This window comes from Polynucleobacter corsicus (genome assembly GCF_018688255.1).
GTDB classification, from domain to species: Bacteria; Pseudomonadota; Gammaproteobacteria; order Burkholderiales; family Burkholderiaceae; genus Polynucleobacter; species Polynucleobacter corsicus.
Window position 1 is genome coordinate 960,280 of sequence record NZ_CP061314.1, and the last position, 21,074, is coordinate 981,353.

23 protein-coding genes and 1 tRNA gene are annotated in these 21,074 nt (G+C 45.7%); 10 read left to right on the top strand and 14 right to left on the bottom strand.

From position 1 onward, the window contains the following. Positions 1–10 precede the first annotated feature (10 nt). Complete coding sequence (locus tag C2747_RS05030; protein ID WP_251374833.1) at positions 11–1,327, bottom strand: amidase; 1,317 nt, start codon at positions 1,325–1,327, stop codon at positions 11–13. Between the two features lie 341 nt (positions 1,328–1,668). Between C2747_RS05030 and C2747_RS05035 the strand changes: the two genes are divergently transcribed. Beyond that, positions 1,669–1,965, top strand: coding sequence for a hypothetical protein (locus C2747_RS05035; RefSeq protein WP_215332936.1), 297 nt, complete (start codon positions 1,669–1,671; stop codon positions 1,963–1,965). A 71-nt stretch (positions 1,966–2,036) separates the two neighbouring features. On the opposite strand, the gene C2747_RS05040 is transcribed toward C2747_RS05035, so the two are convergent. After that, a complete protein-coding gene (locus C2747_RS05040) occupies positions 2,037–3,131 on the bottom strand; it encodes an alpha/beta fold hydrolase (RefSeq protein WP_215332938.1) in 1,095 nt (364 codons plus the stop codon). A 46-nt stretch (positions 3,132–3,177) separates the two neighbouring features. Here C2747_RS05040 and C2747_RS05045 point away from each other — a divergent pair, with 46 nt between their 5' ends. From C2747_RS05045 to C2747_RS05060, 4 genes are all read left to right on the top strand, one after another. Continuing rightward, positions 3,178–3,618, top strand: a complete 441-nt coding sequence (locus tag C2747_RS05045) for a Smr/MutS family protein (RefSeq protein WP_215332940.1) — start codon at positions 3,178–3,180, stop codon at positions 3,616–3,618. Between the two features lie 65 nt (positions 3,619–3,683). Further along, positions 3,684–4,019 carry an ElaB/YgaM/YqjD family protein gene (locus C2747_RS05050; protein ID WP_215332942.1) on the top strand — a complete coding sequence of 112 codons (336 nt, stop codon included), beginning with the start codon at positions 3,684–3,686 and terminating at the stop codon, positions 4,017–4,019. 6 nt (positions 4,020–4,025) lie between these two features. Next, positions 4,026–4,397 carry a phage holin family protein gene (locus tag C2747_RS05055; RefSeq protein ID WP_215332944.1) on the top strand — a complete coding sequence of 124 codons (372 nt, stop codon included), beginning with the start codon at positions 4,026–4,028 and terminating at the stop codon, positions 4,395–4,397. Next, positions 4,394–4,675, top strand: coding sequence for a YqjK family protein (locus C2747_RS05060; protein ID WP_215332946.1), 282 nt, complete (start codon positions 4,394–4,396; stop codon positions 4,673–4,675). The genes C2747_RS05055 and C2747_RS05060 overlap by 4 nt, the downstream gene beginning before the upstream one ends. 8 nt (positions 4,676–4,683) lie before the next feature. On the opposite strand, the gene C2747_RS05065 is transcribed toward C2747_RS05060, so the two are convergent. After that, positions 4,684–5,202, bottom strand: coding sequence for an adenine phosphoribosyltransferase (locus C2747_RS05065; protein ID WP_215332948.1), 519 nt, complete (start codon positions 5,200–5,202; stop codon positions 4,684–4,686). An 11-nt stretch (positions 5,203–5,213) separates the two neighbouring features. Between C2747_RS05065 and C2747_RS05070 the strand changes: the two genes are divergently transcribed. Next, positions 5,214–5,777: a phosphorylase family protein gene (locus tag C2747_RS05070; protein ID WP_215332950.1), complete on the top strand. Its 564-nt coding sequence runs from the start codon at positions 5,214–5,216 to the stop codon at positions 5,775–5,777. A 36-nt stretch (positions 5,778–5,813) separates the two neighbouring features. Then, positions 5,814–7,481, top strand: a complete 1,668-nt coding sequence (locus C2747_RS05075) for an AMP-binding protein (RefSeq protein WP_215332952.1) — start codon at positions 5,814–5,816, stop codon at positions 7,479–7,481. Between the two features lie 24 nt (positions 7,482–7,505). Here C2747_RS05075 and C2747_RS05080 read toward each other — a convergent pair whose 3' ends face one another. The 4 genes from C2747_RS05080 to C2747_RS05095 all read right to left on the bottom strand — a co-directional run bounded on the left by C2747_RS05080 (position 7,506) and on the right by C2747_RS05095 (position 11,203). Next, on the bottom strand, positions 7,506–8,360 hold the full coding sequence (locus C2747_RS05080) for a transporter (protein ID WP_215332954.1): 855 nt from the start codon (positions 8,358–8,360) through the stop codon (positions 7,506–7,508). Between the two features lie 78 nt (positions 8,361–8,438). Continuing rightward, positions 8,439–8,975 carry a hypothetical protein gene (locus C2747_RS05085; protein WP_215332956.1) on the bottom strand — a complete coding sequence of 179 codons (537 nt, stop codon included), beginning with the start codon at positions 8,973–8,975 and terminating at the stop codon, positions 8,439–8,441. Positions 8,976–8,997: 22 nt separating this feature from the next. Further along, the gene (locus C2747_RS05090; RefSeq protein ID WP_215332958.1) at positions 8,998–10,296 is read right to left on the bottom strand and encodes a peptidase U32 family protein; all 1,299 of its coding nucleotides are present in this window, start codon (positions 10,294–10,296) and stop codon (positions 8,998–9,000) included. A 37-nt stretch (positions 10,297–10,333) separates the two neighbouring features. Continuing rightward, a complete protein-coding gene (locus tag C2747_RS05095; RefSeq protein WP_215332960.1) occupies positions 10,334–11,203 on the bottom strand; it encodes a fumarylacetoacetate hydrolase family protein in 870 nt (289 codons plus the stop codon). A 178-nt stretch (positions 11,204–11,381) separates the two neighbouring features. On the opposite strand from C2747_RS05095, the gene C2747_RS05100 reads away from it, so the two are divergent. After that, on the top strand, positions 11,382–13,037 hold the full coding sequence (locus C2747_RS05100; protein WP_215332962.1) for a thiamine pyrophosphate-binding protein: 1,656 nt from the start codon (positions 11,382–11,384) through the stop codon (positions 13,035–13,037). Between the two features lie 49 nt (positions 13,038–13,086). Here the strand turns inward: C2747_RS05100 and C2747_RS05105 are convergent, their stop codons facing one another. Beyond that, positions 13,087–14,118, bottom strand: a complete 1,032-nt coding sequence (locus C2747_RS05105) for a Bug family tripartite tricarboxylate transporter substrate binding protein (RefSeq protein ID WP_215332964.1) — start codon at positions 14,116–14,118, stop codon at positions 13,087–13,089. Positions 14,119–14,325: 207 nt separating this feature from the next. On the opposite strand from C2747_RS05105, the gene C2747_RS05110 reads away from it, so the two are divergent. Next, positions 14,326–14,910, top strand: coding sequence for a hypothetical protein (locus tag C2747_RS05110; protein ID WP_215332965.1), 585 nt, complete (start codon positions 14,326–14,328; stop codon positions 14,908–14,910). A 64-nt stretch (positions 14,911–14,974) separates the two neighbouring features. On the opposite strand, the gene C2747_RS05115 is transcribed toward C2747_RS05110, so the two are convergent. Further along, positions 14,975–15,049, bottom strand: a tRNA-Asn gene (locus C2747_RS05115). Positions 15,050–15,070: 21 nt separating this feature from the next. Between C2747_RS05115 and thiD the strand changes: the two genes are divergently transcribed. Beyond that, positions 15,071–15,955: a bifunctional hydroxymethylpyrimidine kinase/phosphomethylpyrimidine kinase gene (gene thiD, locus C2747_RS05120; protein WP_215332966.1), complete on the top strand. Its 885-nt coding sequence runs from the start codon at positions 15,071–15,073 to the stop codon at positions 15,953–15,955. A 17-nt stretch (positions 15,956–15,972) separates the two neighbouring features. On the opposite strand, the gene C2747_RS05125 is transcribed toward thiD, so the two are convergent. The 5 genes from C2747_RS05125 to thiC form a co-directional block, all read right to left on the bottom strand. Then, positions 15,973–16,899, bottom strand: coding sequence for a thiamine phosphate synthase (locus C2747_RS05125; protein ID WP_215332967.1), 927 nt, complete (start codon positions 16,897–16,899; stop codon positions 15,973–15,975). A 12-nt stretch (positions 16,900–16,911) separates the two neighbouring features. Then, on the bottom strand, positions 16,912–17,730 hold the full coding sequence (locus C2747_RS05130) for a thiazole synthase (protein ID WP_215332968.1): 819 nt from the start codon (positions 17,728–17,730) through the stop codon (positions 16,912–16,914). Between the two features lie 65 nt (positions 17,731–17,795). Next, positions 17,796–17,993 (bottom strand): sulfur carrier protein ThiS, encoded by a 198-nt coding sequence (gene thiS / locus C2747_RS05135; protein ID WP_215332969.1) that lies wholly within the window; start codon positions 17,991–17,993, stop codon positions 17,796–17,798. Then, positions 17,984–19,135 carry an FAD-dependent oxidoreductase gene (locus C2747_RS05140; RefSeq protein ID WP_285896677.1) on the bottom strand — a complete coding sequence of 384 codons (1,152 nt, stop codon included), beginning with the start codon at positions 19,133–19,135 and terminating at the stop codon, positions 17,984–17,986. Before C2747_RS05140 ends, thiS begins: the two co-directional genes overlap by 10 nt. Continuing rightward, entirely contained in the window at positions 19,136–21,073 is a 1,938-nt protein-coding gene (gene thiC / locus C2747_RS05145; protein WP_251374834.1) for a phosphomethylpyrimidine synthase ThiC, read from the bottom strand. Position 21,074: the final 1 nt, after the last annotated feature.

Consider the following 21,074-nt stretch of genomic DNA (forward strand, 5'->3'; position numbering starts at 1 on the left):
TATAACACTGCTAGTTGTATGGAGCCTTAAAGCTTGCCTCGGCAAACGCGGCCATATTGACTAATTTTTCATCCTCACAGTAAGCACCGATGAGCTGAATGCCTAGTGGAAGTCCATTGCTGGATTTGCCTACGGGTAGCGCGATGGCTGGAGTGCCTATAAAAGTCCAAAGAGAGCAAAAGACTGGATTTCCGGTAAAGCTGAGACCTTTTGGTGCCTCGCCGGTTGCAGGGGGTGCCAAGATTGCATCAAACTGCTCAAAATAGCTGCCGATGGACTTACGTAACGCAATCTGCAGATTTTTAGCTTCCAGGTAATCCCTTTCGGAATACGCATTTCCCTTTTCAATCAATTCTTTTATATCTGCGCCCAGCAGTTCAGGAAACTGTTCAAGATGTTTTTTATGTACTACTGCAGCCTCACATGACATCAGTACTGCCAATGCTTCTATCCCATCCCAATAAGTCTGTGGTAACGATAGTTCTTCAATGCTGGCGCCTGAGGCTTTTAATAATGTCGCCGCCTTTTTTACGATATCCACCTGTTCTTGGCTTAACAAGTCATCGAATGGAGAGCTGAGAATGGCAAAACGGGGCTTCCGCTGATCTAAAACTGCATTCACTGGTTTAAGAATAAGCTCAGGAATCACAATTGAATCATTCTCTTCAGTTGTGGAATTTTTGAGCAAATTAAATGCATACACTGCATCTGCAACGGATCTAGTAAAAAACCCAATGTGATCTAGTGAGCCAGAGACTGGATGGACTCCGCTGCGGGGAACTGCTCCATAGCTTGCCTTATATCCAACGATTCCACAATATGAGGCCGGTCTAATAATGGATCCTGCAGTTTGGGATCCTATCGCCAGCGGCACAATCCCGCTTGCAACCGCTGCTGCAGAGCCGCTTGAAGATCCTCCTGGGGTGTGGCCACCATTCCATGGATTGGTTGTAGCTCCCGGGTTACGCCATGCAAATTCGGTTGTGACGCTTTTGCCAAAGATAACGCCACCTAAGTCGCGAATCTTTTTGACTATTTCAGCATCCTCAGTAGGTACAAAATCTTTATAAATTACGGATCCGTAGCTTGTTACAAAATCTTTTGTATCGATCAGATCTTTAATCGCCACTGGAATGCCTCTGAGTGGACCCGAGCCTGATTCTTGTATTAGGGTAGGCAATGAAGCTCTGACAGTAAACGCTTTTAATGTCGGCTCCAATGCATCTGCCAGCGCTACGCATTGCCCCAAATAGTCATCGACCGAAAGCTGCTCCTTTTGAATGAGCTCGCAAGCTTGAGTAAGGCTATTTTGTATTTTCATGGTCATTTGATTGTCTTTGATCTGCTCTTTCTACTTTATACCGCATCTATTTACTCTTTTTAGCCCATTTGCCGTTAAGTCAGCATCAAAAAACAACAGCAAAATTATAGTTCACAACTTCACAACTTCACAAATTCTGTAATATAGTATTACCAAAGGAGGTTAAATGAGAAAAGCGATACCAAAAACACATCAAGCTTTAGATTGGATAGGGAAGGGGATGACAGCGGCTCAGGCCGCTAGGAAGATGGAAATTTCAGAATCTAGCGTCTATGCCGCCTTAAGAAAAACAAAAGCAAAAGATTCGGGTTGTTGTCCAACATGTGGTCACAAATTAAGGAAATAAGATGAAGAAGACTTTATTGGCTGTTGTCTCAATCTCTGTAGCTGCATTGGCATATGCAAATACCTCATCAGATTCTTCTGAGTTGCTAAGCCAGCAATGCAAGATTTCTGCTGAGGCTGTATCTACATTAAAGAGCTTGCGCTATGGCAACACCTCTATTCGCAAGGACGTAGCCGGATTGATTAACTTAAATCTGAAAGTCCAAGAGAATAAAGATGCAGCGCAAATGACCCTTAACCGAATGGTTGATGATCAGGTCAATTCAACATCCGCTTTGGAGGCGAAGTATTGCTCTTAAGAGCAAAAGATTATTGAAGTCGTAAAAGATTGCCAATAAAAAATAGCGGTCGGACGGACCCCTATGAGGAATTATTTCTTAAGATTTGCTAAGAAATCTGTAATAACTTTATTCTGAAATGCATTCTCATCTTTAGTGGCCCCGGCACCTGATAGGTGGCCCATAGGGAGGCGATCATTAATTGCTAGGTATTTAGCTCCTGGAATTAATTTAGCCGAAAGTTTGGCATCGGATTCTGGATTGAGTAAGTCGCCAGTTCCAGCAAGAATGAGGGTTTTAGCTTTGATTGACTTTAAAGCTGCAGAAGTGTTACCGTTGAAGCCTTGCGTTTGACCAACATCATGACGGTCATAGGCTCTTGATTGCCAGATCCAATCGTTGGCATCCATCCTTTTCCACCCTGCATCCTGTACCTTTTTTAGATACTCAATTTCAGCTTCAGGCGTTGCGTTTAGCTGTTCTTGATATGCTGGAGTTCTGACAATTACGCCGCTAAGCCATCCCGACCACAGTCGCATGCCTTGCTCAACGGGCTTATCGTATTTACCACCTTGATAGCCTGGATCTGTCATGATGCTTTGGCGTAGCATCTCGAGAACACCCGTTGTCCACGCATTCGTTTTTGCAAGCGGAATGATTGGAATGATTGCCTGCATGGAATTCGGATAGGAGACTGCCCATTGCAGTGCTTGCATGCCACCCATAGATGCGCCAACTACTGCCACCAGCTTTTTTATTCCGAAGTGATCGGCAATAAGGCGATATTGGCTGTTCACCATATCGCGCATATTGAATTCTGGAAATTGGATATTGGGTTGTAATTTACTATTTGATGGAGAAGTCGTTAAGCCATTTCCAATAGCATCAGTACAAATCACAAAATATTTATCTGTATCTAACGCTTTACCAGGGCCAATGAGGTAATCAATGCGATGGTGATTACCACCAATTGCAGTGACCATGAGTATGGCATTACTCTTATCGGCATTTAAGGTTCCCTGTGTCGTATAGGAAAGCTCAAAGTCTTTAATGACCGAACCATTCTCAAGGGCAAAATTACCCTCTATATATAGTTGATGGGCGGGTTCGGTAGGTTTATGGGCGACTGCGTTACCAGCGATTAATGTTGTGCTTAGTAGTAGTCCGTTCATAATGATGCGGTGCATTATTGTCTCCTCTTTATAGTCTGATATTTATAACAGGAATTTTTGTTTGACTCACTCATTTGAATGTCCAGAATGTGGCAATCCCCGAGGGATGCTGGGGGAGTGTCGCCAATGCGGAAGTGAGGATCTTCCTATTCCGCATAGCGACACGATGGTGCTGAATTTAAAGTTTGATAGTCCAAGTGCCCAGGAGGCTTTGGATCGATTAACTATTGGGCTTCGTCGAGCTTCGGAAGTAGGTATTAAGGCAATTATTTTGATACATGGCTATGGAGCTAGTGGTGAGGGTGGCAAGATCAAGCGGGCAGTTCATGACGCCCTGGACAATAACTATTTCTCAGACCGTGTTGATGAATATCACTTTGGCGAACAAACCGCATTTGGTAGCGAGGCTTACCATGCGCTTTTGAGAAGAAGGCCTGGATTAAAAGCCTATCTAAAGCACTTCAAAGAAGGTAACGCAGGTATGACAGTATTAATACTATGATCTTTGTTGGAATTACTTAGAATGGACTTATCCATCAAATTCGATGGCATCAGCAAGGAGTAGTAATGACTGCTAAAAAATCGACAGCCTCGCATGAAGAGGTTCAAATCAATTCTGAAAATTTAATGAGTGATTTCAAGGCGCTGATGGCGGATGCTGAGGATCTTATAAAGGCAACGGCGAACCATGACGATGGCCCGCTTGGCGCAATTCGTTCAAAGGCATTGGAGACGCTCAACAGTGCAAAAGAAAGTCTTTCCTCTGTTGAGGGTACTGTGACTGAAAAGGCTAAAGTCGTTGCTGAGCGTACCGATGAGTTTGTCCATCGAAACCCCTGGGAGGCGATAGGTGTTGCTGCTGGGATTGGCTTGTTGGTTGGTCTTTTTATTCGTCGTCGCTAGGAATTCATGTCACAAGAAAATCTTTTCTCCTCATTAAAGAATCTCGTCTCCACCGGGGCATCCATTGCTCAGACCCGCCTGGAGCTAATCTCTACTGATGTGCAGATTGCGCGTGCCAAATTCTTGAGTCTTTTAGTGATGGTGATCTTTACATTGTTTTTCTTGTTCTTTGGTTTGGTGATGCTGGCTTTGTTAATCGTGATTTATAGCTGGGAGACTGATCGGGTCCTGGCGCTGAGCTTGCTAACCAGTGGTTTCTTGGCGGTAGGTATCATTTTGGCGCTGGTAGTTTTGCGCTCACTCAAAACTATGCCCAAATTATTTGAGGCAACTATTTCAGAGTTGGCTAAAGATCGCCAGGAGCTCTCAAAACAATGAGTAAAACGCTAGCTGAACTCCAGGCTAGGCAAAAAGTGCTGCAGGAGCGGGCAGCCCAAGAGCGTGCTGACTTTGCATTGCATTTTGAGCCCATAGAAAAGCCCTTGTCATGGGCTGATAAGGGTATAGATGCATTTAACTTTATGAAGAGTACGCCAATCTTGTGGACCAGTGCGTTCGCAGTACTGGCGCACTACAAGCCCAAGCTTGCCAGTAAAGTACTCGCAGTAGGCTGGGGCACTGTCAAGCTTCTCAAGGGCGCTAAAAGCCTTTTGTAAGACCCGCTTTAGGTAATAAAGACTGTCGCATTAGCGATTCCGTTCTGGGTGAGGACATCGCTACCATGTAAACCGGCAATTTCTAAAAACGTGAGAGCGCCAGCAACGTTAAAGCCAGCCTTTTTGAGCAATTTACTGGCTGCGATGATGGTGCCGCCGGTAGCCAGTACATCATCCACAATCAACACCCGAGAGCCGGACGGCAAAGTAGATTCCTGTATTTCCAGAGAATCTGAGCCGTATTCCAAGCCATAGAATTCTCGATGGCTGGCCAATGGCAGCTTATTGGGTTTTCGGGCTAAAGCGAGGCCTTTATTAGCTTGATAGGCGAGGGCGGTGCCGAAGATAAAGCCACGTGATTCAATGCCTAAAATATGGCTGTAATCAAACTGCTGTGCAAGTGCCTCTAGTTGCAGCGTAGCCTCCTTAAAGGCGCTCGGATTGGCTAATAAAGGGGAGATATCCCGAAAGAGGATTCCTGGCTTTGGAAAGTCGGGGACTCCGGGTAGATAATCTAATAAATTCATTATTGGCTGATATGAAAACACAATTACTCATTATTACCGCATTAGAGTCCGAGCTGGATAAAAGCACGTTACCAGCGGGTGTTGATATTGTGTATTGTGGAGTTGGCAAAATCAATGCTACTGCCGCAACTATTCAGGCTATTCATGAATATCAGCCAAAGCGGATAGTGAATTTTGGTACCGTAGGAAAAATCAATTCTGCTCTGGAAGGTTTATTGGAAATCGGTAAAGTAATGCAGCGCGACATGATGGCAGTCCCTTTGGCACCCAGAGGCCAAACCCCATTTTGCGCAAAGCCATCTCAATACTTCTCACTTGGCGGTGAGCATACTTGCGGTACTGGCGATAGCTTTGTGACAGCGCATGATCCTTGGTTAATCTCGCAGGGCATTGATGTAGTGGATATGGAATTATTTGCGATTGCTAATATTGCCTATCAATCAAATATTCCATGGCAATCATATAAATATGTGACTGATGACGCTAATGCTGACTCAGGAAACGAATGGACTCATCGCGTTAACCATGGCCAAGAACTTTATCTAGAAAAGCTCAAAGAGCTCTTAAGTGCTTAAGGCACGCCTAACATAATCCCCTAATTACTTAAGCAAATGAACACTCAAAAACCTTGGCTTAAAAACTATCTCGAGGGCGTTCCCCATGATATTAATTTAGCGGGCTATTCATCTATTGCTGATTTAATAGAAGAATCTTTTAATAATTATCCCAATCGCGTGGCAATGGAGTCGATGGGACATACCATCAGCTATCGTCAGCTCGATATTCTGTCTAAAGACTTCGCTGCGTATTTACAAAGTTTAGGTCTTGAAGCAGGATCGCGTATCGCCATCATGTTCCCGAATGTGCCGCAATACTTAATTGCAATGCTGGGGACACTACGCGCAGGCTTTGTCGTAGTCAATATTAACCCGCTCTATACCGCTCGTGAGCTTGAGCATCAGCTGCAAGATAGTGGTGCATCGATCTTGGTGATGCTAGAAAACTTTGCTCACGTATATCAAGAGATTGCCAATCATGGGCTTGTAAAGAAAGTGATTGTAAGTAGCATAGGTGAGAGTCTGGGTCCGAAGGGCGTCATCATCAATTTGATTGCTCGCCATATTAAAAAGCTGATTCCGCATTGGAGCTTTCCTTGCGTCAAATTGAATCAAGCTCTCAAAATTGGCTCTGGCTATGGCTTTACTAAACCCAATCTGAGGCTGGACGACATTGCTTTTTTGCAATACACGGGCGGCACTACAGGGGTTTCTAAAGGCGCAATTTTATTGCACCGTAATATCTTAGCTAATATCATTCAGATTGAATTATGGCTTGAGCCCGCCTTAAAAAATCGGCAGCAGCAATTAGTATTTTTATGTGCCTTGCCCATGACCCATATTTTTGCGCTGACTGCCTGCGGTCTACTTGGAATGCGTAAGGGTGCCAAATTATTATTGGTCGCCAATCCCCGAGATATCACTGGCTTTATTAAGCTGCTCATGAAACATCCTGATATCAATATTTTTCCAGGCGTCAATACGCTATTTCATGCGCTGATACATCGTCCCGAATTTAGCCTAGTCAAGTTACCCCATCTCTTAGTTACGATCGGCGGTGGCATGGCGGTCCAAAGAAAGACTGCTGAACTTTGGCAAAAAATGATGGGGGTACCGATTGCTCAAGGGTATGGGCTATCGGAAACTTCCCCAGTGGTTTGTGTAAATACGCCATTTGTAAAAGACTTTACTGGGTCCATTGGTATGCCAGTGCCAAGCACGGATGTATTGATACTCGATGATGACGGAGTAGAGGTTCCATTCGGCACGCCTGGAGAGATTTGTATCAAGGGTCCACAGGTAATGGCGGGTTACTGGAATAGACCTGAAGAGACTGAGCAATCTATGACGGTAAAGGGATATTTTAAGTCTGGCGACATCGGCATCATGAGTCCCGATGGCTTTGTCCAGATTGTGGATCGTAAGAAAGACATGATCGTCGTTGCTGGCTATAAAGTATTCCCCAATGAAATCGAGGAAGTGATTTCTCAAATGCCCGGCGTAAGAGAGTGTGCCGTGATTGGATTGACGCACCGCAAGCTAGGTGAAATCGTCAAGGCCTACATTGTCAAGGATAAGCCTGAGCTAACTGAGGCCCAAGTCATTCAGTATTGCAAAGAGCAAATGACGAGTTACAAACGTCCTAGAAAAATTGCTTTTATTGATGAAATGCCCAAGTCTAATGTGGGCAAAATCTTGCGCCGTCATTTGCGCGACTTATAAATAAACTAATAAATAAACAAAAAACTACAGGCCACCGCCAAAGCGGTATTGCCAAGAAATCCCATACAAGTCATAGCTATTATTGGTTCTAGAGTACGCACCCGTACTCGCCGATAGCCGAATCGAATTACTTTTATTGACCGGATAGGACATCGTCGTTCCAAAGCGCCAATTCTCTTGACTGCCGCTAATCGGGTTGCCATTAAGGTAAGACTGTCCGCCTGTAAAGTAGGTGGCATCTACGGAGATCCAAGCGGTATTCTCAAAGTAATAAATCGCGTGTGTTTGTGTTGAGTAAACCGGGTTTTGAGACAGCGAGTTACCACCCATGAAGTTGGTATTACTGGTATGAAAAATACCAGCACCAGCGAGCTCCAATCGCCAAGGACCAAGCGCTTTAGAAACTCCAAGACCTGGCTGTATAAACCATCGATTGGCACCTACATTAATGATTTGATTGTCGTTGTACTTACCCCAGGGTACCGATGCTGCAAGACTGACGCCAACAATGAGATCTTGCTGATAACTCTTAAATTGATCTAGCGTTAATGCTGGAGCACCATAAAGGTTAATTGCCGCCTTGATGAGCGGATCTGATAGTCCCTCAGTACTAGCATTAACTGTTCTCCCGCCAATGCTGCTTGATCCAGTCAGTTGGCCATAAGGAAGCACTAAAGTGAGCTTGCCGGATTGACCCCCCGCATCAAAGATATGAGTAAGACCCATGACTTCGCTGGTCAGGGTGTAATTACCGGCCTTGGCTTGTGCAACCCCAGCGCTGATGAAGTTAATCCCAACGGGTGCATTGGAATAGGTACGCGCCTCGATTTCTTGGGCATGAGTTAGAGCAGGCGTTAGAGCGCCTAAAATGAGAGACAAGCAAATGCTTTTTACAAAAGCCCGATCTTGAGTAATGGACAGTAACTTAATCATCCGAGCTGTATAACTCAAGTTTGATTAGCTTGGCTTCGATTTATCGCCAAACAAAATCTTCAGGGCGGCGTTGCTGCCAAGCATGATGGTCATCCCCGTAAAGAGTAAATAAGGCCACACAATTAGCCAATACACAATCGACATGGCCACTACGCGCAAGGGATTGGATTGCCCAAAATCAGTCATAGAGATCAAAAACGCTTTCCCATGAATTAAGCCATGCACTCCAGCTTCTAAATAATTTAAGACCAAAACTACCAAAAGATAGAAGAGAGACTCTAAGAGTAGTGAGCTAACAATGCCATGCTGTTTATTCACTCTAATTGGATATGCAGCCTGAGCGATCAACATGAATTTGGCGCAGATTGCCGCTTTAAACAAGGCAAGGCCAAAAATAGATAAAGGAATAGGCCTCTCATCTAGTGAGGTTGCTGCTAAAAAGGCAAGAGCGCAAAACCAAGATCCAAAGTAAATGGTTAACTGCAATGCCTTGATAAATTCTTCTTTAGCTTTTTCTTTAAAACCATGAGCAGGGGCTAAATTGGGTGTTGAGGTGCTCATAAAAACTTTCTAAAGTGTTCCATTAGCAGTTACTGCAAGAGCTAGCCTCAACTGGTGCTGGTTCTTGGGTGTAGCGCGCAATAAATGCATGCTTACTCTTGAGTGGCAATTGAATCCAAACAAAGTGACCTGAGCCAGGGGCAACATCAATTGGCTCATCTTTGAGATTCCACATGGCATCAAGCACCATATCTTGATTGCCTTCGGGCTCAATGATTTCTAGCTTATCACCAATCGAGAAACGGTTTTTTACATCTACCTTGACGCGACCTGAGGCCTCATCAATCTCTAAGGTCTCGCCAACATATAAACTTCTGCCTGAGAGCGAGTGACCACGCATATAGAGTTGATACTCTTTATCGTGGTGACGCTCATAGAAGCCATCGGTATATCCACGATTTGCTAGGCCTTCCAGATTGCCAATGAGGGACATGTTCATTGGGCGACCCGCTACCGCATCATCAATCGCAGTGCGATAGGATTGGCAAGTACGAGAAACGTAATAGGGCGACTTGGTGCGACCCTCAATCTTGAATGAGTCCACACCCATCTTCGTCAAGCGTTCGATATGTTCAATGGCACGTAAATCTTTGGAGTTCATGATGTAAGTACCATGCTCATCTTCTTCCATAGGCATTAAATCATCTGGACGACGCGCCTCTTGAAGTAGAACTACATCACCGCTAGTATTTTGTTGACCAGGCTTGACCTTGTAATCCCAGCGACAAGCATTGGTGCACGCACCTTGGTTAGAGTCACGATGCGACATGTAGCCTGATAAAAGACAGCGGCCTGAGTAAGCAATACACAAGGCGCCATGCACGAATACTTCTAATTCCATTTCTGGACAGTCTTGACGAACTTCTTCGATTTCATCAAAAGACAGCTCGCGTGACAAAATCACTCGACTAATGCCAACAGAGCGCCAGAATTTTGCAGAAGCGCCATTGACTGTATTGGCTTGTACCGATAAATGAATCGGCATATCTGGCCAAGCTTCTCTAGCCATCATGATGAGACCCGGATCTGACATGATCATGGCATCAGGCTTTAATGCAACTACAGGATCCATGTCTTTAATATAAGTACGGGTCTTGCCACCATGGGGTAGCAGATTGGATACGAGGTAAAACTTCTTACCCAAAGCATGGGCAGTATCAATCCCTTCTTTGAGCGTCTCCATTTTTCCGAAGTCGTTATTACGTACTCGCAGGGAATAACGCGGCTGTCCGGCATAAATGGCATCGGCACCAAAGTCGAAGGCAGTACGCAGCATGGAAAGGCTGCCGGCAGGGGCGAGAAGTTCTGGAATCTTGGTCATAGCGATATTTTAAGGTCTACCGAGAGCTTTAGCTCAATTACTCGTCCGCTATAGAGTTGCGCAATATTCCAATAGATTCAATTTCAATCTCACAAATATCCCCTGGTTTCATAAAAACAGGGGGTGTCCTTGCATAGCCAACGCCAGCCGGAGTGCCGGTAATCACCAGATCGCCAGGTTCTAGCGTCATGCACTCGGTTATCAAAACAATGGTCTCTGCCACGTTCCATAAGAAGTCTTTGGTATTGGCGTTTTGCATCACTTGACCATTTAAGCGTGACTGAATGGTCAAGCCATCGCAGCCAAGGGGAAGCTCATCTGGGGTCACGAGCCATGGTCCAAAAGCACCAGTTTGATCAAAGTTTTTACCAATGGTCCATTGGGTAGTTTTACGTTGGTAATCTCGCAGACTGCCATCATTAAAAATGCTGTACCCCGCTACACATTCCAAAGCATTATCCAATGTCAGATGGCGTGCCTTTTTACCAACTACAAAGGCGAGCTCTGCTTCGTAATCTAACTTATCAGAAACCCGAGGTCGAATGATGGGGCTTAAGTGGGCTGTTAATGAACTGGGACCACGCATAAAAAAGCTCGGGTATTCAGGTCTAGCGTTGCCACCTTCTTTTGCATGGTCAGCATAGTTCAGGCCCATACAGATAATTTTTCCAGGCTTCTCAATCGGCGCTCTAAAAGTGATAGCGTCTATCTCCCCTTCAATTGCCTTTGAATTTTGGATTGCTACTGCAGCACGATTTAATGCTTCTGGTGATTCTATGATTGCTTGCAAGCTATTGGGTATCAACGGATCTGTGGCAGATAGATTAATGAAGGTATTTGAACTCCCTGTTAAGAGAGCGCCCACGCCGTCTTGGCCACTTGAATCTCGATAGCTAAATAGTCTCATTGCAAAGCCTCCAATTACATTGATTTATTGGTTGTTAGTGTTGGCAGTATAGGGCAGTCAAGAGGCTGATAAGTCTCCCTAAACCAGTCATCCAATTGGATTCATTACTGAATAAAGTGTGATAACTTGCTACTACTCGTTATACATAACCAAAATCCTTAGAAAGCCGATCAATATCATGCAGACCCCAAGTAAAGCGCTAAATGGTGGCCAAATCCTCGCCAATGCATTGGCGAGACAGGGTGTGGATATCGCCTTTGGCGTTCCTGGCGAGAGCTTCCTGCCTTTATTAAACGGTTTGCTTGATCACCCTGATTTTCGTTTCATCACCTGTCGACAAGAGGGCGGTGCTGCTTATATGGCAGAGGCCTATGCAAAATTGACGGGTCACCCTGGTGTTTTAATGGTTACCCGTGGGCCTGGCGCCTCGAATGCCATGATTGGAATGCATACAGCCTATCAAGACTCAACACCAATGGTTCTATTGGTCGGACAAGTTGGGACTGACATGGTTGAGCGTGAGGCCTTCCAAGAAATTGACTATCGCCGAATGTATTCAGAATGCGCAAAATGGGTTGGTAGCATTGATCGTGTCGATCGCATTGATGAATTTGTTTCTCATGCATTTCATGTGGCTCAGGCAGGTCGAAAAGGCCCAGTTGTATTAGCTCTACCGGAAGATGTGCTGTATATGACTGGTCAAGAAAACCCTGTCAAAGCTGCCCACATCGTTCAGCCAGGCCTAGATCTTCACAGTTTTGATCTAGCAATGGCTGCCTTTACCTCCGCTAAAAAGCCCATGGTGATCGCAGGCGGTGGTAATTGGAATGGCACTGCATGCGAGGCTTTACGTTCTTGGGCAAATGCGCAGGCCATCCCAATTGCAACGAGCTTTCGCTCTCAAGATGTCATCGATAATCTAGATCCTGCATTTGCAGGTGATCTAGGTATTGGCGCCAATCCGGCTTTGGTAAAGCGTATTCAAGAGGCAGATGTCTTGTTAGTTATCGGAGAGCGCCTGGGAGAGATGACAACTGCTGGTTACAGCATATTGACTGTTCCTCAAGCGAAAACAAAATTAATTCACGTACTGTCCGGTCCAGAAGAATTGGGCCGTGTATATCGACCTGACTTTGCTATCAATTGCAGTCCAGAAAATTTCTGCTCAGCATTAAGCAGAGTGAAGATGAATGCTCAGCATGATCGCGCTGCTATGAAGGAGGCTCATGATGAGTATCTCGCTTTCTCGAGTCCAGTGACTGTCAAAGGCGACTTGCAATTAGCATTCATCATGGACTCATTGCCAGGGCTCATACCGCGCGATGCCATTATCACTAATGGTGCTGGCAATTTTGCAACCTGGGTGCATCGTTTTTATCCCTATGGGACATACAAAACCCAATTGGCGCCTGCCAATGGATCTATGGGTTATGGTCTGCCTGCCGCAATTGCTGCCAAGATTGCTAGTCCCGAAAAAGTCGTTATTGCAGTGTGTGGTGATGGCGACTTTATGATGAACTGCCAAGAGCTGGCTACAGCTGCCCGTTACGATGCTTATCCAATTGTTTTAGTAGTCAACAACAGCATGCTCGGGACTATCCGCATGCATCAAGAGAGGGAGTTTAAGTCTCGCGTGATCGCAACCGGCTTAACTAACCCCGATTTTGTGAAGTTTGCTGATAGTTTTGGAATGCCCGGTTTTAGAGTCAGTAAGACCGAGGAATTTGCACCGGCATTTATAAAAGCGCTTGCAAGTAAAAAAGGTGCCTTGATTGAACTAGTCTTAGATCCAGAAGTGATTACCCCAACTAAACTGCTTTCTCAGTTAGGGTAATAAAAAAGAGGAGATGAGCCCCTCTTTAAGTAAGCTAGCCATCCAAAACTTAGTCTACTTTTGCTCCAGAATCTTTGACAACCTTTGTCCACTTCGCAATTTCATTTTTAATAAAAGTTGAGAATTGAGCTGGTGTATTACCAACGGGCTGCGCACCCATTGCTAAATATTTTTCTTTTACCGCAGGACTATTAATAGCAGCCATCAATACGGCACTATCTTTATTCAGAATATCCGCCGACATATTTGCAGGGCCGACAACGCCGAACCAAGAGGTCGCCTCATAGCCTGGTAAGTTTGCTGCCTCTGCAATGGTGGGCATATCCGGAAATGCAGGAGAGCGTTTGGCGCTAGTCACTGCCAATGCCTTTAAACGACCAGCACGTATAAAATTAATGGAAGAAGGGAGGTTGTCGAACATGATGTCTACATTTCCTGCCATTAAATCAGTCACTGCTGGAGGGCTTCCCTTGTAGGGTAAGTGCACCATATACGTTTTTGTCATGGATTTAAATAGCTCTCCCGCCATATGAATGGAGGTGCCATTGCCACTCGAAGCCATATTGACTTTTCCTGGGTTAGCTCTGGCGTAGGCAATCAAATCATTCACGCTATTAATTTTATTTTTAGCGGCAAATTCAGGATTTAGAACTAAGACATTAGGTAGCTCTGCCACCAAAGTAATGGGAGTGAAATCCTTCACCGGATCAAATGGTAATTTTCCGCCGCCCTGGGTATAGAGGGGCAAGTTAATACCATGCGTACCGACTGATGCCATGAGCCAGGTATAGCCATCGGGGACTGATTTAGAAACAATTTCCGCGCCAATATTGCCGCCTGCACCTGGCTTGTTGTCAATAATGACATTCCACTTTACGGTATTGAGAAGCTCGTTTTGGAGTGGTCTGGCAATATTATCGGTTGCCCCGCCAGCAGGAAAGGGGACAATAAAACGTATGGGTTTATTGGGGTAATCTGATTGAGCGACAGATGTATGGCTAGTGCCAACCAATATGGCTATCGCTGCCGTAAAGAATAGAAGCAAACGAATAAATACATTTAAAAGCTTACTTTGAATCATAGCTATCTCCTGTTTACTAAATTCACTCTAATGATGATTTTTAATTCAGCACCAAAAGCATAACAGAGCAAGTAATAACTGGACTTTGGGAGATTAAAAGGTCCATTTCGGGCTCAATCTAGCCCAATGAAGAGTATCCTACGGGGCTGTGGCGAGCCTTTCTAACTTAAATTGAAGGCGCCTACTCCAGAATACAGAAAGTACACAATGACAAAACTCACATCCAAGCCTATCCTGAAAAAAGCGAGCGGCATTTTGGCGCAAGAGTTTGCCATACCTAAAGACATCGCCTGGGCTTGGGTCACCTTGCTACTTTCTCAAGAAGAGCAAAAGCGCGATAGTGAAGAAAAACGCTATGCCCGTATCGCAGAATTTGAGGCTTGGATCAAGGGACTCAATTTACCAATTGATCCTAAAAATCCTGCAAGTACTGCAGTAAGACCAGAGGCAGTAAAAAATTCAGCTAGAAATGTATTTGAGTGGCCACATGAATACATCTTTGACGAGCCAGTAGCAGCAAAACATCCTGACTCTAAAGTGAGCTATGGCGATACCATTACCAAGCCAATCCTGGATGCCATTAAAGATGCTGGTGGATCCGATGATCGCCCAGCACTCATTACTATTTTGGAGGGCTACGCCAAAGAGGGTAAAGAACCTTTTGCTAACGTCACCGCAGAAGGCATTGAGTGGAAAGGTAGCAATTGGGCGGGGGGAGACAAGGTCAACCTTCTCACTATTAAGACCCTCAATAACCGCCTTGCTAATCTTAAAAAGAAGGGCTTGATCTAGGCTTAATCGATTTACCCGGATCACCAAAGAAAAAAACCACCTAAAAAGGTGGTTTTCTTGTATTTGGCTCCTCGACGTGGGATCGAACCACGGACCAACAGATTAACAGTCTGCTGCTCTACCGCTGAGCTATCGAGGAATAAGCCGATATTATAGCAAGATGAAATCATCTACTCCAAGTTCTGTACAGATCCCTAAAGTATTGACCATCGCCGGCTCGGATAGTGGCGGTGGCGCGGGCATTCAGGCCGACCTCAAAGTCATAAGCGCCTTGGGTGGATATGCAATGACGGTCATCACGGCTATTACCGCCCAGAACACTCTGGGTGTTACTCGTATTCAGGATATTGATCTCGATGTGGTGGAAGCTCAGATCGACGCAGTATTTATGGATATTGGGGTGGATATCGTCAAGATTGGCATGTTGGCCAGTCCAGAAATCGTTCGCACTGTGGCATCAGCTCTCAAGCGCCATGGCGCCAAAAGAATTGTTCTAGATCCCGTACTCAGGGCTACTTCAGGCGCCAGTCTTGGTGGAGACGATACCGCCCAAGCCATGATTAAAGAGTTGTTTCCGATGGCAAGCTTAATTACTCCTAATACGGAAGAAGCGGGCTTGCTCTTGGGTCGTGAGATTGAAGGGGCGAATGACTTCAAGGTGGCAGCACAAGAGTTGCTCGAGATGGGTCCTCAAGCAGTCTTGATCAAAGGCGGACATCTGGATGCCAGTCATACTCAGTTAACAGATTTTCTGATGTGGCGAACTATTGAAGATGGTCTTGAAGTGGTTCAATCCAAAGACTTCAAGCACTACCGTGTCAATACTGCTAACACCCATGGCACGGGTTGCTCACTGTCATCAGCGATTGCGACTTATTTAGCAGATGGTCACGATCTTTCTCACGCAGTCGCTAAGGCAATTTCTTATGTTGAGGCAGGCTTAGAGGCAGGACGATTCTTAAGTATTGGTGAGGGTCCAGGACCTTTGTGGCATATGCATGATTTTTATCCAACTGCATTGCCAGAAGAGAAGGGTAAGTATTAAAGATTAAAGATTCGGGCTTAAGTTTTCATTAACTCTTGCAGTCGCTTCACGGCTGCCTTTGGATCACTCGATCCATTGATTGCCCTGACAACCGCAACCGAGCCAACACCACTTTGTGCCACCGCATGAATACTACTTTCATCAATGCCGCCAATAGCCACTAAAGGATAGTGATTCATCAATTGAGCATATTTATATAAACGGCCCAAGCCTTGAGGTGCGGTAGCCATCTTTTTCAGATTGGTTGCAAAGACTGCGCCCATAGCGATATAACTCGGGCAGAAACGATCCGCATAAACCATTTCAGCATAGCCATGGGTACTCAGACCTAAGCGCAAGCCTGCAGATCGAATTGCATCCAGGTCTGCCACTGCTAAATCTTCTTGCCCCAGATGAACACCATAGGCATCTGCTTCAATTGCTTCCTGCCAATAATCATTAATGAAGAGCAGACTCTTGCTGCCTTTGACTGCCTCAACAGATTGCGCAATTTGTTTGCGAATCAGTCTACGATCATCTGATTTGAGACGCAGTTGCACCGTTGGTACTTCAGCCTCAACAGCGCGCTTTACCCAATCAGCATCTTGCATAACAGCATATAAACCCAAGCGTTGAGGACACTCCGCAAAAGCGTTGGGATTCATGTTGCGTGTCCAAGGCAATAAATCAAAATGCTCAGGCCTAGAGGGCCATTTAAATGGGTTAAATCCACCATCTTGGTGAACCATGCGTGACCAAGCTTTGCCCAATACTTTGGCATCACATTCGATAAAGCCCATCTCAATGGATGCCAGTGCGCCTGCTAGCTCATAGTGATCTGTTGCATGTTCATTATCGATTTGTGGTGGGGGCGATGAGATGCTGTAGGTTGGGATCGGTAAGCACAGATCATCCTGTGCATGGGCAGCAACAATGTGATCTGCAAGGTCGCGCACTAAGCTCATCTCATTGACTCTTTAACTTTGATGCCAAAAAGGCGTGCCAACTAAGGGCGTACTAGCTTGGGCGGACTGTTGGGCTTTCATGGCACCAGAGAGGTAGGCGGTTCGACCAGCATCGACTGACATCGCAAACGCTTTAGCCATGGCCACTGGGTCATCCGCTAGCGCAACAGCTGTATTGAGTAAAACACCATCAAAACCCCACTCCATCACTGTGCATGCATGTGATGGCAGGCCTAAACCAGCATCCACCAGCAGCGGAACTTTTAAGCGGTCGCGTAAGAGTTTTAATGCATAAGGATTTAAAGGGCCTTGACCAGTACCAATTGGAGCGGCCCATGGCATCACCGCCTGGCATCCTACATCCACTAAGCGTTGGCACAAGATCAGATCTTCAGTGCAGTAAGGTAGAACCTTGAAACCATCTTTAATTAAAGTTTCTGCAGTGGCAACTAAACGTAAAGTATCCGGTTGCAAGGTGTAGTCATCGCCGATGAGTTCTAACTTAATCCAATTTGTCTCAAATACTTCACGTGCCATCTGCGCGGTAGTAATTACTTCTTTCGGGCTATGACATCCTGCAGTATTTGGTAAAACTGGTACAGCCATTTTCTTCAAGAGATCCCAAAAGCCAGAGTGTGCTTCTGTAGTGGATGTCCCTTGCCGACGCAGGCTTACCGTAATCATTCCAGGATTGGATTGCTTCACCGCATTTTCTAAAACCTGGGGAGATGGGTAACGCGAGGTTCCTAGTAATAAGCGACTAGCAAAAGTCTCGCCATACAGCACTAATGGATTGGCTGTATTTAAAGGGTTTGGTAATGGGGCAGTCATGTTGATTAATGAATTCTTTTTCTTACTTTTGTCTGTATTTATTTCTTGATGTGTTCGTTGCTTAATTAGCCGCCAGTAACCGGTGCTATGACTTCCATCTCATCGCCTTCACGCAACATTTCTTCTGCATGCCTAGTCTTAGGAACAAATTCATAATTGACGGCAACGGCAAAGGGTGGCTTTGCATCGATGAGCAGCAATACATCATCAATCGTGCTTTGATCTGGAACCTCTTTGGCAACTTGATTGACTATTATGCGCATGCACTAAGCTCCTGATCAGTAGAAGCTGTTACCTGAAGGCCTAAGTCACTCGCTGTGTTGCTAGATCCTGAATGCAATATCTCTAATGCGCAATCCAAAATCGCTGGTGAGATCATAAAACCATGTCGATAGAGTCCATTAATCATCATCAGACCAGCTTGAATTGGTTTTCGATCAACAGCAATCTCCGGTAAATTATCTTTGAGCGTAGGGCGACATTGCGTTGCCATTTCCAAAATTCGCGCTTCAGCAAAGCCGCTATGAACGGTATACACCGCGCTGAGTAATTCCAGGGCGGAGCGCACGCTCATTGGAGAAAGATCTTCAGATTCAATTTCTGTTGCACCAACAACGTAGACATCATCTTCTTTAGGGGCGATATAAATTGGGTAGCGCGGATGGATTAGGCGAGTAGGGCGACGTAATTTAACTTCAGGCGCATGCAGGCGAATCACTTCACCACGCACTCCTCGTAAATCTTTATTAGAGTTACCGGCATGATCCCAAGAAGCTTTAGCACCCAGGCCACGACAATCGATGACCCAATCAAAGCCATTATTTGAAGTGCGAAGTAGCTCAGGATCTGCAGCTTGATTCCAATGACAAGGCACCTTCATCAAAGTCAACTCAACTAACAAAGCCTCGAGCAGTTGGCGATTATCGAGTTGGCCTTCATTGGGAAGGTAGAGGCCTTGGGTAAACCGTTCTGCAACGCTAGGCTCAATTTCTGTAAGAGACTGACTATCCAAATGAATCGGTTTAGAAAGCGCCTGATTGTGATCGCAATTTCGTTCCAGATGGGAGGCAAAGCGCTCCGCATCGCTAGTATCTTGACGATGCCATAAGATCAGGGTGCCATCTTGTTGAAAGAATACTGGCTTTGCTAATTCATCGATGAGTTGCTTCCAGCGAGGTAGGCTGTGCACACCCATGCGCACCACGTTATCTTCGGTAATGGCAGACTCTGCCAATGGAGCTAACATAGCAGCAGCAATTCGAGCTGCTGCTAAGTTGCCGTCCGAGCCACCTTTCTCAAACAGCTCAACCTGAGCGCCGCGCTTAGCAAGCGCGACCGCTAGCAACCGACCCATCAGGCCGGCGCCAACGATGGCATATTTGCCGTTTGAGAATGCGTGAGTCACTTACTGATAAATTTCGCTACCGCGCTTACGGAACTCTGCTGACATCTCTTCCATTCCTTTTTGTGGATCGGTAGAGGCTTCTGCAGTGATCGGAATCACTTTCGACTTAGGATTGCCATCAGCATCTAATGTGGCAGCGTAATCACGTACTTCTTGCGTGATCTTCATCGAGCAGAACTTCGGTCCACACATTGAGCAGAAGTGGGCAATCTTTGCGCCTTCTGCAGGCAAAGTAGCATCGTGGTATTCACGAGCACGCTCAGGATCTAGACCAAGATTAAATTGATCTTCCCAGCGGAACTCAAAGCGGGCTTTAGATAAAGCGTTATCACGCACTTGAGCGCCTGGTAAACCTTTGGCTAAGTCTGCACCATGGGCTGCAATTTTGTAGGTGATGATGCCGGTACGAACATCTTCCTTGTCTGGCAAACCTAAATGCTCTTTTGGGGTGACATAACAAAGCATCGCTGTGCCGTACCAACCAATTTGTGCAGCACCAATACCGCTGGTAATGTGATCGTAACCAGGAGCGATATCAGTAATCAATGGTCCGAGAGTATAGAAGGGTGCCTCTAGGCAGTGCTTCAACTCTTCAGTCATGTTTTCTTCAATACGCTGCATTGGCACGTGACCAGGACCTTCAATCATGACTTGCACATCATGCTTCCAGGCTTTTGCAGTCAGTTCACCAAGGGTGTGCAACTCACCAAACTGCGCAGCATCATTGGAGTCAGCAATACAACCAGGACGCAAGCCATCACCCAAACTAAATGACACGTCATAGGCTTTCATGATTTCGCAAATCTCATCAAACTTCGTATAGAGGAAGTTTTCTTTATGGTGAGCCAAGCACCACTTTGCCATGATGGAACCACCACGAGAGACGATGCCGGTAATGCGGTCAGCTGTTAAAGGAACATAGCGCAGCAATACACCAGCATGAATGGTGAAGTAGTCCACACCTTGCTCAGCTTGCTCTACCAAGGTGTCGCGGAACATTTCCCAGGTGAGGTCTTCTGCAATACCACCAGTCTTATCGAGCGCTTGGTAGATTGGAACGGTACCAATTGGAACTGGTGAGTTACGAATAATCCACTCACGAGTTTCATGAATATGCTTTCCTGTAGAAAGATCCATGATGGTGTCTGCACCCCAACGGATTGACCACACCATTTTTTCCACTTCTTCGTTAATAGAGGAAGTCACAGCAGAGTTACCTAAGTTGCCGTTAATCTTCACGCGGAAGTTACGGCCAATAATCATTGGCTCGAGCTCTGGGTGATTAATGTTGGCTGGAATAATCGCACGACCAGCAGCGATTTCAGAGCGGACAAATTCACCAGTAACGATGTCAGGAAGATTTGCGCCGTAGCTCTTACCAGGATGTTGTTTGAGCAGTTGTTTGTATTCAGGATTCTTGCGTAATTGCTCAAGACCCATGGATTCACGCAAAGCAACGTATTCCATTTCAGGCGTCACAATACCTTTGCGGGCGTAATACATTTGGCTCACATTCTGACCCGCTTTAGCGACACGCGGTGGATTGATGTGGGCGAAACGCAAATTCTGAGTAGCTGCATCTTGTGAGCGGGCAACACCGTATTCGGAACTAGGTCCAGTTAACTGAACTGTGTCACCTCGCTCCTCAATCCAGTTCTTGCGCAATAAAGGCAAACCTTTTTCAAGATTGATCACGATCTCTGGATCGCTATAAGGACCTGATGTGTCATAAACCGGCACAGGAGGATTGGGGACCATCTCTTCACCAACGCGAGTTGATAATTGCTCAATCATGCGAATCGGTGCTTTGATATCTGGACGCGAACCTTCTAGGTAGGTTTTAGTAGAGGCGGGGTAGGCAAATTTTTGGCCAAAGTCACGCTCTAAGCTTTTTAAGCTAGGAATTTCTTGTTTTGATTTTGTATTGGTATCGCTCATG

Excerpts from the sequence above, each read along its gene's own strand:
- C2747_RS05030 (WP_251374833.1), bottom strand. The coding sequence starts at position 1,327 with ATGACCATGAAAATACAAAATAGCCTTACTCAAGCTTGCGAGCTCATT.
- C2747_RS05105 (WP_215332964.1), bottom strand. The coding sequence starts at position 14,118 with ATGATTCAAAGTAAGCTTTTAAATGTATTTATTCGTTTGCTTCTATTC.
- C2747_RS05085 (WP_215332956.1), bottom strand. The coding sequence starts at position 8,975 with ATGAGCACCTCAACACCCAATTTAGCCCCTGCTCATGGTTTTAAAGAA.
- thiS (WP_215332969.1), bottom strand. The coding sequence starts at position 17,993 with ATGCGCATAATAGTCAATCAAGTTGCCAAAGAGGTTCCAGATCAAAGC.
- C2747_RS05090 (WP_215332958.1), bottom strand. The coding sequence starts at position 10,296 with ATGACCAAGATTCCAGAACTTCTCGCCCCTGCCGGCAGCCTTTCCATG.
- C2747_RS05050 (WP_215332942.1), top strand. The coding sequence starts at position 3,684 with ATGACTGCTAAAAAATCGACAGCCTCGCATGAAGAGGTTCAAATCAAT.
- C2747_RS05060 (WP_215332946.1), top strand. The coding sequence starts at position 4,394 with ATGAGTAAAACGCTAGCTGAACTCCAGGCTAGGCAAAAAGTGCTGCAG.
- thiC (WP_251374834.1), bottom strand. The coding sequence starts at position 21,073 with ATGAGCGATACCAATACAAAATCAAAACAAGAAATTCCTAGCTTAAAA.
- C2747_RS05130 (WP_215332968.1), bottom strand. The coding sequence starts at position 17,730 with ATGACTGCCCCATTACCAAACCCTTTAAATACAGCCAATCCATTAGTG.
- C2747_RS05055 (WP_215332944.1), top strand. The coding sequence starts at position 4,026 with ATGTCACAAGAAAATCTTTTCTCCTCATTAAAGAATCTCGTCTCCACC.
- C2747_RS05065 (WP_215332948.1), bottom strand. The coding sequence starts at position 5,202 with ATGAATTTATTAGATTATCTACCCGGAGTCCCCGACTTTCCAAAGCCA.
- thiD (WP_215332966.1), top strand. The coding sequence starts at position 15,071 with ATGAAATCATCTACTCCAAGTTCTGTACAGATCCCTAAAGTATTGACC.
- C2747_RS05040 (WP_215332938.1), bottom strand. The coding sequence starts at position 3,131 with ATGCACCGCATCATTATGAACGGACTACTACTAAGCACAACATTAATC.
- C2747_RS05035 (WP_215332936.1), top strand. The coding sequence starts at position 1,669 with ATGAAGAAGACTTTATTGGCTGTTGTCTCAATCTCTGTAGCTGCATTG.
- C2747_RS05070 (WP_215332950.1), top strand. The coding sequence starts at position 5,214 with ATGAAAACACAATTACTCATTATTACCGCATTAGAGTCCGAGCTGGAT.
- C2747_RS05095 (WP_215332960.1), bottom strand. The coding sequence starts at position 11,203 with ATGAGACTATTTAGCTATCGAGATTCAAGTGGCCAAGACGGCGTGGGC.
- C2747_RS05125 (WP_215332967.1), bottom strand. The coding sequence starts at position 16,899 with ATGAGCTTAGTGCGCGACCTTGCAGATCACATTGTTGCTGCCCATGCA.
- C2747_RS05110 (WP_215332965.1), top strand. The coding sequence starts at position 14,326 with ATGACAAAACTCACATCCAAGCCTATCCTGAAAAAAGCGAGCGGCATT.
- C2747_RS05100 (WP_215332962.1), top strand. The coding sequence starts at position 11,382 with ATGCAGACCCCAAGTAAAGCGCTAAATGGTGGCCAAATCCTCGCCAAT.
- C2747_RS05075 (WP_215332952.1), top strand. The coding sequence starts at position 5,814 with ATGAACACTCAAAAACCTTGGCTTAAAAACTATCTCGAGGGCGTTCCC.